The following is a 12,171-nucleotide window of genomic DNA, read 5'->3' as shown; positions in this document are numbered from 1 at the left end:
CTTCGATGCCTTCATGGAACTCTCCTTCTCCCGGATAAGGGATCATAAGTGGAAAATTCCAGTTCTGAATGGCTTAATTTAACGGGGGCACGTCACAATGGCGGGCTGATGACGCCATCGGGATTATGCAAGGCAATCTGCACGTTATATCCGATTGCGATCAGCGTGGCTTTGAGTTACGTCCCACCGAACGATAATCGAGGCCGGTGCCTGCGATATCTTCCGCCTTGTAGACATTGCGCAGGTCGATCAGAACTTTTCCAGCCATGGCTTTTGCAACGCGCTTGAGATCGAGCGCCCGATAGGCGTTCCATTCGGTCAGAAGCGCGACCACGCCAGCGCCTTCTGCCGCCTCATAGGCCGAGTTGCACCAGATCACACCCGGCAGAACAGCCTTGGCTGCATCCATGGCTTCCGGATCGTGTGCGCGCACTGAAATCCCGGCCTTCTGGATCGCGCTCACAATGTCCAATGCCGGAGACTCGCGAATATCATCGGTGTTCGGCTTGAACGCGATACCGAGCACCGCGACCGTCTTTGTGCCACTTTCCTTGGCAGCAGAAACGATGCGTTCCGCCATCGACTGCTTGCGCATTTCGTTGATGGAAATCACTTCCTCGATCAGCGACTGCGGGGCGTCGTAACGCTTACCGGTCGCGGCAAAGGCGCGTGTATCCTTCGGGAAGCAAGAGCCGCCGAAGCCCGGGCCAGCATGCAGGAATTTCGAACCGATGCGGTTATCCATACCGATGGCGCGCGCGACTTCCTGCACGTTGCCGCCAGTCTTCTCGCACAGATCCGCGACCTGATTGATGAAGGTCACCTTCATGGCAAGAAAGGCATTGGCTGCGTATTTGATGATCTCGGCATTTTCGAGTGATGTCACGACCATCGGCGTTTCACGCAGATAGAGCGGACGATAGAGACGTTGCATCGCAGCTTTGCCGCTCTCGTCCTCTACGCCGACCACAACGCGGTCCGGCCGCATGAAATCCTCAATAGCCGAGCCTTCGCGCAGGAATTCAGGGTTGGAAACCATGGAGAACGCCACACCCGGGCGCGCTGCGGCAATGCGGTCGCGGATGCGCGCATTTGTGCCGACGACGACCGTGGACTTGATGACAACCACAGCGCCCGGCTTCATCGCCGCAGCAATTTCGTCGGCTGCCGCTTCGATATATTGCAGGTCGGCCTCGCCGTCGCCGCGCCGGGACGGTGTGCCCACCGCAATGAAAATCACATCCGCATCGGCAACACTTGATGCAAGATCAGTGCTGAAGTCCAGCCGTCCATCACGGATGTTGCGCGTCAGCAGTTCATCGAGACCCGGCTCGAAAATCGTGACCTTGCCCACCTCAAGCCGTTCGATGATCGACGGGTTCTTGTCGACGCAGGTTACGTGAAAGCCGAATTCGGCAAAACACACGCCCGAAACCAGACCCACATAGCCCGTTCCGATCATCGCCAGCTTCATATGTTCAGTCCTTAAGTTTGTATCGGGTTATTTTCACTGTTTGAATGAGTCGAAATTGTTTTGCAATTCCGCTGGTTTGTGATTCAAACCATCCTTAGAAGGCGGTTGCAAATATCTCAAAACTCTTTCTATCGTTCTTCGAACTCGCATTCTTACTTATGCTTCGCCTCCAAATTCGGGGTGCACCTCAAACCTGAACAGAACTAACTCATAGTCGCGGACATCAAGGGGAGCAGGTCAGTCCTCACCAAAAGTATCGCCATAAAGAGCCATCGCTTCTTATATTCCCTAGATGAAACGCTGGCGATCTATATGACCCTTTTCGGCAAGCCCCTCGACCAGAACGCCAAACATCACGGTCTGTGCGCCGAGCATATTAGCAAAATCGTTAGAACGAGAATTCACCAAGCATTATTGAGGTTCCAATCTATTTCGGTGTAGCTTCCCAGATCGGCTTGGCGATCAATGCATCAAAACTTGGCAGTGTCGGCGCCAACATACGCTGGGTTAGAGCCCAATTTCGTTGTTGGGCTTCGGTTTGTTTGTTGCGTACACCGGCTCGAATCACGTGATCAAGTGCTTTTTCCCATGATTGTTGGTTGCTTTCTACAAGAGTGAGAAATGGGGCTTCAATCCGATACTGCGGCAAATCAGACGCGACAATGGGTAAGCCCAAAGCGGAATATTCTAGTACCTTCAGATCGCTTTTGCATCGATTGAAATGATTGTCGACTAACGGCGCTATGGCGAAATCACACCGCGAAGCAATTTCGCGCAACCAAGGAACAAATCTAATGTATGGCTTTATTCTGGAGGGCGGCTCAATCTGCTCGATCCAAGGTATCTGGCGGCTCAGATCAGCGTTCTGACTTATGCCAACTACGGTTAGCCTAAATTTCGGATACAAGCTGCTGATATTTGCAAGTGCTGGCAATATCATTTCAAGGTCGGCATCATGGGTTGGTGTACCCATGTACAATGCTCGAATAAAACCGTCGTTGCGGCGAGGCAACGGGGCTGCGTTCCAGAGATTGCTGCTAAGCATGTTGGGAACTATTTCAATCCTTCCGGCTATGCCGTCATAAATATTGGACAGCTGTTCGGTTGATACTGTCACTACGCTCGCGGACCGCAACAGTGCTTCTATAGGAGCCTTATATTTCTCATAGTTTATCGCACTGTCGGAACGTTGAGCATGACCGAGTAGGTCATCGTCAATATCATAGGTGAACGGAATGCAAGCCGACCTCAACGCATCAATCACACTTTCCGTCGTTTCCGGGGGGATTGCGGTTCGCTGGATAATGGCTGCATCAATTACTCCGCAATTGGCTGCCGCCAACAACGTTTCTGGTAACATGCGAATGTAAAGCAGCGATCGATCCAAAGTGTTCTGGGTTCTCTCCCAAACACGTATATAGGTAGAAGCATTAGCAATGTTTAAATTTGGCGCACTTGGGCACACTACAGCGACGCGCTTTGAACGTTCAGAATGTACTGAAAGTTGTTTGTTATTTAACACATCGCGGTATATATCATAGTACTTCGATGCCATTACCCTCACGGTATTGGCCTTGCCGTCTCCAGCCTGCCACCTCGCAAGGGCCGTTCGAACCTTTTGCTGTTCTGATTGGTCAAGCGTTACTCGGATAATTTCGGCATAAAGATTGTCGATATCAAAATGAGGCAATACCCACCCGCAACCGCTATCCATCACGCGTTCTGCGAGAGTCGGAAAATCGAATACAATTGAAGGTAAACCGACACTCCAAAGTTCCGTGAGTGTGTGGCAGTAAGTTTCATCCCAAATGGAAAAAACAGCGCCGATATGTGGTTTTATCTCGGCCGCTTTTGCTGCGAATGACTCTCTCGCATAACGACCGTGGTTGACCAGTCTTGGATGAGACCTACCCAGATGATCTTGAATTCCGCCGAGAACATGAAATTCAATCTTGCCATCTGTATCCTTGTCGAGAAGGTTGTAAATTACATCTAGGCCTTTAGCAGTGTTTATATTGCCAGGGACCAATATTCGGATAGGGGCGTCGTGCTGCGCATTTTGGCTAATATTCAGAAACTCTCGGAAATCCCGTCCATGAGGGATTACGAAAAACTTATCGCCGTCAAGCTCTGGCATTTTATCAAGAATTAGCGCTCGGGCATGGGACGATGTAGTGACGAAGGCATCCGAGGCAGACAGCGCTTTCGCAAACTTTCTGCGCCACGTGTCTAGCCAGGTTCCCGTTGGTAACGGCATTGCATCACTATGCCACAGGGATTCGCGATTGGCGGACCCTGCCGTTGTAAAATTCTCTCCGAGGAATTTACCTTTGTCGTCAAGAAGCTTAATTGTTGGCGATATCGCGTAGTAATCGTGAAACGAGGTAATTGTCTTACGACCCAACTTCTTCGCTAATGTTGGCAATGAAAGGCTATGCCACGCAAGGTGGCGGATGTGAACCAAATCAATATCAAATTCGAAAAGCCATCCGAAGACTACAGCATCATACTCTGCTGAGAAATGAGATACTGGGCTAACCGCGGTTTGAAGTCGGTGCGAGCGAACCACTTTGAATTCACCATCCACCAAATGGCTTAATTCGATAATCTTGCGGTCACAGCGAAGGAGCCAAGCATCTATAGACCCGTTGACACCAGTAACTAGATCCCTGTTGGTCTGAGGTGTGCCGCCAGTTGTAGTCGAAATTACAAACATGACTCGCGGTAAGGAAATCTGGCCAGTCAAGCTCTTTTTTTGCGCGATATAACCGTTGAATCTGGCGATACGGATTTTCTCGCTGGAACCAAAAACAGCGATGGCCGATTTGTATTCGGGGTAGCGTTCGCTAAGTACCGCAGCTCCTTCTTCTAGCAACTGGTGTTTATTTTCTCCGAAACTCTTGGACCGATCATGGAATACATAGGTTCTATCGTCAATAATATGTTTCCAACCAGCATGGAGTGCACGCATACAAAAGTCGTTTTCCTCACCGTAACCACGGGGAAACGCTTCAGCATCTAAATTGCCGATTTCATCGATGCATGCTCTTCGGATAAACAAACAAAAGCCATTGCCTGTGGGAACTACAGGGTAAACACCAGAACTAGTTCTTCTAAATGATTTGGCGAATGCAATCTCGTCCACTCCCACCGGCAATTCGTTATCGTTGCCAATCTTTGGAGCTGAAAATGCACCAGCCCTATCGGACATTGGTGTCACTGTCGCAACGCGCGGCGACGATGCCGCAGCCATAAGCAGACCGTCAAGCCAACCGGGGGTGACTCTGGCATCGGAGTTGAGCAGTATCACGTCGTCTCTGCCGGCTTCCAAAATCCCTCTGTTTGACGTTTTCGTAAAACCTAAGTTTGCTTCGTTGCGAAGTATGGTGACGCGCGCATTGTTTTTGTGTCTGTCCAGAATAATTCCTATTTCTGGGTCTGGCGATTTGTCATCAATGATAAGAATCTTGGCGTATTCTGGTGTCCACCTGAGAAGTCGATCTATGCATATCTCCAAATCGCCTGGTGCATTGTAAACAGGAACGATTATAGTAATTCCGTTGCGCACGAGATCATCGGGATGGATGCTATACGACCGCCGACGTTCTTCATTCTTTAGCACTACCTCATCTGATCGGCTTCCGTCTGGAAACTGGAAGCAAATCTGATAGGAGCCTTCCCCCATAAGATGTATTGGGTTATCGATATTAAAGCCGCCCAATCCAGAAGATATTCCCTTTGCCTGAAGGTCGCTTCTGGCATTGTCAGACAAGTAATCACCGAAAACAGAATCATTAATTAGTAGCGTCAATTTGACAACCGTCGAGATGTTCGCTTCATCGACGCACCAACCTCTAATATGTGATGGTGAGATTGAATCTATAACGAGACGATACCGATTTTGTACGATCTGCGGCTCTAGCTCTTCGACTGGGGTCGGGTCCTGAGCCGCAACGCTAGTTGCCTCGGTATTTTGAACGGGCGCGTAACTACGCCCTTCACTCCTACCCCACATAATATAGTGAAGCAGGGGGTTCGCCCCAGTCGTTGCAACATCGGGATTTGCATCCAAATAGCCCAAAGAACTAAAGCCAGGGCCAGGATCGCGACCTTCGAGGCCCCCAAATTGTAGATAATGAGAAGCTGCGCTGACACCAGATGCCTTGACATCTGGATACGTCTCAAAATACCAAACTTCATCAAAAAAGTGGTCATTTCGAATGATTTTCGCATTTTTCCAAGCGCGGTATGCGGCAATGTTGCCCCGAAGAAAAAATAGTGTGGACTTGATGTACCTTAACATAAAAAATTGTAGCCCCGCGTAGTACCAGAATTACGACAAATTAAGGGCACTCATAGCAGCCAAAAGTGGCTAGTCAATGATACAAAGGATGAAACATCCTATGTTGTGTCATGATTGCCATACCTCCAATTAGTTAGTGCTAATTTGCCGATATCGGGAGGCGTACAATTATCACATCTGCACATAGAGCAAATTTGGGAGGATCGTGAAGTTTACCACGAGTACTTTAACCGGAGCCACAGGAACGGCCGGGAAATTTACTATCTCCGCGGTATCAGGCAGAGGTCATTTTGAGAACAGATGGGGTGGCGCGACGACAATACATTTTTTGCACCAGCATAATTAAAAACTGTAAGCGGTGACGTGCGGCCGTTACTTGTTGAAGTTCCAGGGCATCAATGCGTCGATGTCGCTCGCTGGCCAACTTGCGGCGATGCGCTCGAGCGTTTGTGTCAGCCACGCCATTGGATCGATTTCATTCATCTTGGCGGTTTGGATGAGCGTGGAGAGCGTCGCCCATGTCCTTCCACCACCGGCATTTCCAGCAAATAGGCTCGATGCACCGCTTACTAAAAACTGATCATGTCAACCAAACTATTGATAACGCCAGATACGCCAAAACGAACGCAACGACGCGCCTGTTTATTAGGTCTGTATCCATCCCCCGCACTGCATTCCTTGTATAGTGATGAATTTTAATGTCAGCTTTACCGAGAGCAATTGATGCGAGTGTCGAGGCTACAACACTTAATAGGTATGTCGCTTCTGGCCAAGCTTGCACTGGTACTTGCCGAACTATTATCAGGATCACAGGAACGTGGATTAGATACATTGCATAACTCCAATCCCCGAGTTTTTTAAATACGCGAGCAGTAATGCCGTTAAAAATAGGCGTTGGATACTGTAATGCCGCAGCAACTAAAAATGCTGAACCTATTCCAGAACTGATCCGCGCATAATATGCTGGCACCCAAAAAGTTATAGGGATACTAATTAGAAATACTATAACGAGAAATAATGGCATCTTAGGAATGCGTCTGACAATGGCAGGGATAATTAATCCAGCGGAAAACCCAGCGTTTGCCGTCAAATAAAATATCTCGGATATATTAGCTTGACCTATCCTTGGCATCGGATTGCCGTATCGTGCAATCAACACAACAATCCAAAAAACGCCAAAAATCGGGAGAAATTTTTCAATTTTTAAGTAAATGAACCCAAAGACAACCATGTAAAAAAACATTTCATGAACTAGCGTCCACTCAACATTCAACGAATAAAATATGTGCCCAGCAGGAATAAGTGTAATTGATATCCAATCGAATTTTTCCCCAACTCTGAAAGGGTCACTTAAAACTGCAAACATGGTCGCCAGCATGAGGACTGGATATATTCTTATAATTCGCGCAGTCAAAAAAATAGTCGGATTTTGCCTCCTAGATAGTTCCGCCATAAGGTATCCGGAGAGCGCAAAAAATATTGCCACTCCATAAAGCCCCATGAAGTGATGAAAAACATCATAAAGCCCAGCACCTAAGTGCGCGCGGACATAATGAGCTGCGTGATACAGCATCACAGATATAGCTGCGAAAGCTCTGATGTACTGTAAGTTTTCGTTATATTGGAGCGGCGCGGTATTTTGTAATTCGGTAATAACATTCATTTTGTCGCTCGTAACTTTATGAGATTGTGTAACTCAAAGCGTGTACAGGTCAATTATTGAGAATAACTGCAAAAAAAAATCCGCTACACTAATAATGACGATTATATTTGCCACCACCAACAGAACTAAATTCAACAAGACCATATCGCCACCCTTTATTAAGGTCTAATTAAGCGAACCGGCCCGACGATAGCAAGGTTGGACTCGGCAATTCAATTTTTTTCCAGATCCAGAAACAAAACAGCATAGCCGCCACCGCTCCCAACGCTGGCACAAAGGTTCTTCCTCAAAGACATTTTTCAAAAACATTCGCCTCTCCGCCGTTGAGCAGAGTAGCGATCGCTCGTCAAAAAGAGAACCTCGAATGCTGACGAGGAATGTGTGCTTCGCGCCGAATGCCTGAACGCACAATTGTGCACGGACTCGCAATGATGCGACTATGCGCAGACCGACGTCTATCCCTGGTGAAGGTGTACTCAATGCGACGACCCTGATCTCTGCTGTAGGTGATGCGAGCAGCTTTGCTAAACCGCGCGATGTGGGCGCCTGGCTCCGCCCAAGACCCAGACAGTTAAGCACCGGCGGCAAACCTCGCCTGCTTGGGATATTAAAACCGCGATAATTCTACAGACCCATGCTGATGACCACAAGCGTTTCCAAGCGGCTTGCTCACAGGTAGATGAAACCATAACGTCATTGCAAGAGAGGCAGGCATCCTCCGCAATCAAGCGCATTCGCAACCCGTCGTTGCAACAATTGAGTAGGTTCCGAAATGTGCGTGGCGTCAGCCTAGCGATATCTTTCTTGAGCGAGCACGCCAAGAAGCTCTAGTGAGCTAAATTTAGAGGAAAAGAGGAAAAACATATATTGCATATTGGCTGGGGCGCCTGGATTCGAACCAGGGAATGCCGGTACCAAAAACCGGTGCCTTACCGCTTGGCTACGCCCCAACAAATCAAACCGAAGCAATCGGCTGCGCGGCCTTATAGCCGCTTCATTTGGCAAGCGCAATCGCCAAATCGCGAAATCAACGGCGATGCGCAAGCTACCAGTTCGAGCGTCATAATCACTCAATCAGCTCGCTTCTTCTCCCGTCAATGAAAGCAGGTATTTGCGCGGACCAACAAAGCTGATAATCCCTGTTATCAGCTTCATTTTTCGTCGGTATCCTTATGCTTTTTTTAGCAATCTCTTTTCCATTCAGTGCGGCTCTGTGCGTTCTGGGTCTTGTGATCCTTTCCCGCCTTCTGCCGGCGACGTTTTTGGCAGCGCGCATGAATTCGCGGTCCAATCACACCGTTGCAGCCAGGCAGATTGGCGGTCTGGCTCTGATACCGGCGACGCTGGCGACTTTGCTGATTTTCGGGGCTGATCTCGAACTTACCAACAGGCTGCTGCTCTGTCTCATCGGTGCATCGACCCTGCTGTGGATTGTGGGCGGGCTGGATGATCGTTATGAGCTTTCCGAGATCATTCGGCTCGGATCTCAGCTTTTGGCTGGCTGCTTTGTCCTTTATGGCCTGGGACCTGACTTCCGGCTTTTACAGGATGTGCTTCCCCATTGGCTGGAAGCTGCGTTGATCGTATTTGCGCTTCTTATCGCCATCAATGTCACGAACTTCATGGACGGTCTGGATCTGATGACCGTCGCCGGATTGGGTTTGCCGCTTGCGGGTATCGCTCTGCTGGCAGCGCTTGGCCTTGCGGGCATGGAAAGTGGAGGACTGAGCGCAGCAACCGCGGGTGGCTTGCTTGGCTTTGCATGCTTCAACCGTCCCCCTGCCCGCGTTTTCCTCGGCGATTCGGGAAGCTTGCCGCTCGGGCTCATCACCGGGACTGCCCTGCTTCTTCTGGCGCGCGAGACTCACATCGTCGTGGCGTTGATTTTGCCGCTTTATTATATCCTTGATGCGGGCTCGACCATTATCATGCGTCTCAGCCAAAGCGAGAATATCCTGAAAGCCCACTCGAAACATGCTTATCAGGTCGCCAAACGCGCAGGCTGGAGCGTCTTGAAGGTTGTCGGCCATGTGGCGCTGCTCAATCTCATCCTGATTGCCTGCGCCATCGCGCTGCTGGCGCTTGACCATCTCATCACGCGCGTGGCTTTCCTGCTGGTCGCGGTGGTGGCTACACTAGTGTTGCTTCTGGACTTTCGTGGACGTTTCAGGAAGCTATGACGCTGAACAGTATCTTGCGAACAGCGTCCACATCGCCACTCTCCATGGCAGCATGGAGGCGCTGAAGGCTTTCAGGCACGTTAACGGCGGCCTTGTTGCCCTTTGGAGCGCGCATGATCTTCGGGTGCCGTGTGGATTGCGCCTGCGAAGGATCGTAGAAGAGCTCCTCATACATCTTCTCGCCTTCACGTATGCCCGTCACTTCAATGGCGATATCGCCCGCAGGATTTTCCGCATTGCGCACAGTTAGTCCGGCGAGCAAGATCATGTTTTCGGCCAGATCGCGGATTTTGACCGGCTCGCCCATTTCGAGCAATACGGTGTCGCCGGATTCGGCAATCGCACCAGACTGGACGATCAGTTCCGCCGCTTCCTTGATCGACATGAAATAACGTGTCATGTCCTCATGAGTTAGCGTGATGGGTCCACCATTGGCGATCTGCTCGCGGAAAAGCGGCACAACCGAACCGTTCGATCCAAGCACATTGCCGAAACGGACCGAATAGAACGCCTTTTCCTTGCCAGCCTGTGCAGCCAGTAGTCCATAATAATAGACGACGAGCTCGGCCCAGCGCTTTGTCGCGCCCATGACATTGGTCGGGCGAACGGCCTTGTCCGATGAGATCAGCACCATACGTTCGACATCGGTAGCAAGTGCCGCCTCCGCGACATCCTGCGTGCCAAAGACGTTGTTGCAAATACCGATCAGCGGGTTCTTTTCCACCAGCGGTACATGCTTATAGGCCGCACAGTGATAAACCGTATCGATGCGATTATCGCGCAGCGCTTGCTCAACATAGGAGCGGTCGCGAACAGACCCCAGTACCGGCACGATCTGGCACGAAGCAAGCTGACGCAGCTGGCGCTCGATCTGATAAAGCGCAAACTCACTCGATTCAAAAAGCACCACACATTCGGGGTTCCACTGCACGATTGTCCGGCAAAGCTGGCTGCCGATAGAGCCGCCAGCGCCTGTGACCATGATGCGGCGGCCTTCGACCACTTCACGCAGCAGTTCCGCGTCTGGCGGTACTGGCGAACGACCGAGAAGGTCATCAATCTCGATATTGCGCAGCGCCGAAACCAGATATTTACCTGCGCTGAGATCCGCAATTGGCGGCAGAATGCGCGTATTGACCGGTAGCCGGCCAAGCAGGCGTGCAAAATCCTGCCTCTGCTTCTGGTCGAGCGACGGTTCTGAAACCAGAACCTGCTTGACGCCGTAATTTTCGATGAGGCCGGGGATTTCTTCAGCGCCATAGACCCGCAGGCCAATGATGTCCATCCCCCTGAGTTGTCCGTCAGGATCGATAAAACCAACGACCATCGTATCGCTATGGCTGCGCAACGCTGTTGCGAGCTGGCGCGCGGGTTCTCCAACGCCAACGATCAGCGCTGAACTGGTAAAAGTGCGACCCGTTTCGGCATTGCGCAGCAGCCACTTCGCGCCGAAGCGGCTGGCCGTGATCAGCACGGTGCTCAAAAGCCAATAGAGCAGCGGCACGGAGCGCGGCAGACCGGCATTGCCGTAAAGCTCCATCAGGAAAACGAGCGCCACCCAGAAAAGCGCCGCCACGGCAGTTGCCTGAAAGATCGGCCAGATAGCGCGTTCGGCCAGATAGCGGATGATCGCGCGATAAAGCCCGAACCGAATGAAGACCGGGACGGTCAAAACAGGCGCAATCATAATCAGAAAAAGCTGCGCCTTGCTGGGCGTGAAAACAAAGCCCAGACGGATGACAAACGCCAGATACGCGCTCAGCAGAAGCAGAACGCAATCGCTCAGCATCAATATAATTTGCTTGGTAATTCGTGGCAAAAGCGCCAGCCTTTGCCATGGATATCTAAAACTCATACGCGCATTATCCTGCTCTCAAAACAGAGCCAAACAATTACCCACATTGTCGGCGGCAAAAATTCCTTACCCTAACCAACAATGAAGCCCCTCGCATTTCCCCAATCGTTAGCATGAGTCCGCAAAGCGAACCATCTTAATTGAGCCTGCTTATATTAAACGAACATGTTTCAGGCAGTTAAAACGCAGCTGCGGCATAAATGCGTCTGAAAAAGACAATCTGTCCGGAAAAAATCCCATTTTCCAAACAGATAACCCAGATTTTTGTGCTCAGGATATCGCAACGCCTGTCCTGACGCTGCGCCACGAAGTGCCGTCGGAATAAGCGAGCTGCGCGCCAGCGGAGGCATCCGTTACATAGACCATCGCACCGGTGCCTTAATTCGATGCCTGAGGCAGGTTGATTTTGGAATAGGACACCGGACGGATCGGCCCATCCACGTCAAGGCGCGTCAGCGGTGCATTGGCTCCGATAGCAACATTGCCCGTTGCGCGGTCCACATACAGGGCCTGACGCCATGTAACCAGATCATCGCCGACCTTGATGCTGAAATTGCTGCTGCCATTCAGCCCCATTTCGGCATAGCCCGTCCAGCTGGTCTGTGGAGTTGCCCCATAAAAACCGGACATTTTCAGGATTGAGCATTTCGGCTCAGGAACTCTCGTGGAGATTGATATCCTAAAGCCTTGTGCGGG

6 protein-coding genes, 1 tRNA gene and 2 pseudogenes are annotated in these 12,171 nt (G+C 50.6%); 2 read left to right on the top strand and 7 right to left on the bottom strand.

Annotated features, from left to right (window positions below; all coding sequences use genetic code 11):
* Window positions 1-160: 160 nt before the first annotated feature.
* The 4 genes and pseudogenes from FHW03_RS25725 to FHW03_RS25710 all read right to left on the bottom strand — a co-directional run bounded on the left by FHW03_RS25725 (window position 161) and on the right by FHW03_RS25710 (window position 7,440).
* A complete protein-coding gene (locus FHW03_RS25725) occupies window positions 161-1,474 on the bottom strand; it encodes a UDP-glucose/GDP-mannose dehydrogenase family protein (RefSeq protein ID WP_182523247.1) in 1,314 nt (437 codons plus the stop codon).
* A gap of 427 nt (window positions 1,475-1,901) precedes the next feature.
* Complete coding sequence (locus FHW03_RS25720; RefSeq protein ID WP_182523246.1) at window positions 1,902-5,777, bottom strand: glycosyltransferase; 3,876 nt, start codon at window positions 5,775-5,777, stop codon at window positions 1,902-1,904.
* Between the two features lie 372 nt (window positions 5,778-6,149).
* Window positions 6,150-6,335 (bottom strand): annotated as a pseudogene (locus tag FHW03_RS25715) (transposase domain-containing protein); the annotation flags it as partial.
* 22 nt (window positions 6,336-6,357) lie between these two features.
* Entirely contained in the window at window positions 6,358-7,440 is a 1,083-nt protein-coding gene (locus FHW03_RS25710; protein WP_182523245.1) for an acyltransferase, read from the bottom strand.
* A gap of 439 nt (window positions 7,441-7,879) precedes the next feature.
* Here FHW03_RS25710 and FHW03_RS25705 point away from each other — a divergent pair, with 439 nt between their 5' ends.
* The gene (locus FHW03_RS25705) at window positions 7,880-8,062 is read left to right on the top strand and encodes a transposase (RefSeq protein ID WP_377515772.1); all 183 of its coding nucleotides are present in this window, start codon (window positions 7,880-7,882) and stop codon (window positions 8,060-8,062) included.
* Between the two features lie 253 nt (window positions 8,063-8,315).
* Here FHW03_RS25705 and FHW03_RS25700 read toward each other — a convergent pair.
* Window positions 8,316-8,390: transfer RNA gene (locus FHW03_RS25700), tRNA-Gln, on the bottom strand.
* A gap of 222 nt (window positions 8,391-8,612) precedes the next feature.
* On the opposite strand from FHW03_RS25700, the gene FHW03_RS25695 reads away from it, so the two are divergent.
* Entirely contained in the window at window positions 8,613-9,620 is a 1,008-nt protein-coding gene (locus FHW03_RS25695) for a glycosyltransferase family 4 protein (protein WP_182523244.1), read from the top strand.
* On the opposite strand, the gene FHW03_RS25690 is transcribed toward FHW03_RS25695, so the two are convergent.
* Complete coding sequence (locus FHW03_RS25690) at window positions 9,607-11,475, bottom strand: nucleoside-diphosphate sugar epimerase/dehydratase (RefSeq protein WP_182523243.1); 1,869 nt, start codon at window positions 11,473-11,475, stop codon at window positions 9,607-9,609. The genes FHW03_RS25695 and FHW03_RS25690 overlap by 14 nt on opposite strands.
* A 270-nt stretch (window positions 11,476-11,745) precedes the next feature.
* Window positions 11,746-12,078, bottom strand: a pseudogene (locus FHW03_RS25685) (DUF2793 domain-containing protein); the annotation flags it as partial.
* Window positions 12,079-12,171: the final 93 nt, after the last annotated feature.

The organism is Ochrobactrum sp. RH2CCR150 (genome assembly GCA_014138095.1).
Lineage (GTDB): Bacteria > Pseudomonadota > Alphaproteobacteria > Rhizobiales > Rhizobiaceae > Brucella > Brucella gambitense.
This window is presented reverse-complemented; position numbering and strand designations above follow the sequence as displayed.

Excerpts from the sequence above, each read along its gene's own strand:
- FHW03_RS25725 (WP_182523247.1), bottom strand. The coding sequence starts at position 1,474 with ATGAAGCTGGCGATGATCGGAACGGGCTATGTGGGTCTGGTTTCGGGC.
- FHW03_RS25720 (WP_182523246.1), bottom strand. The coding sequence starts at position 5,777 with ATGTTAAGGTACATCAAGTCCACACTATTTTTTCTTCGGGGCAACATT.
- FHW03_RS25710 (WP_182523245.1), bottom strand. The coding sequence starts at position 7,440 with ATGAATGTTATTACCGAATTACAAAATACCGCGCCGCTCCAATATAAC.
- FHW03_RS25705 (WP_377515772.1), top strand. The coding sequence starts at position 7,880 with ATGCGCAGACCGACGTCTATCCCTGGTGAAGGTGTACTCAATGCGACG.
- FHW03_RS25695 (WP_182523244.1), top strand. The coding sequence starts at position 8,613 with ATGCTTTTTTTAGCAATCTCTTTTCCATTCAGTGCGGCTCTGTGCGTT.
- FHW03_RS25690 (WP_182523243.1), bottom strand. The coding sequence starts at position 11,475 with ATGAGTTTTAGATATCCATGGCAAAGGCTGGCGCTTTTGCCACGAATT.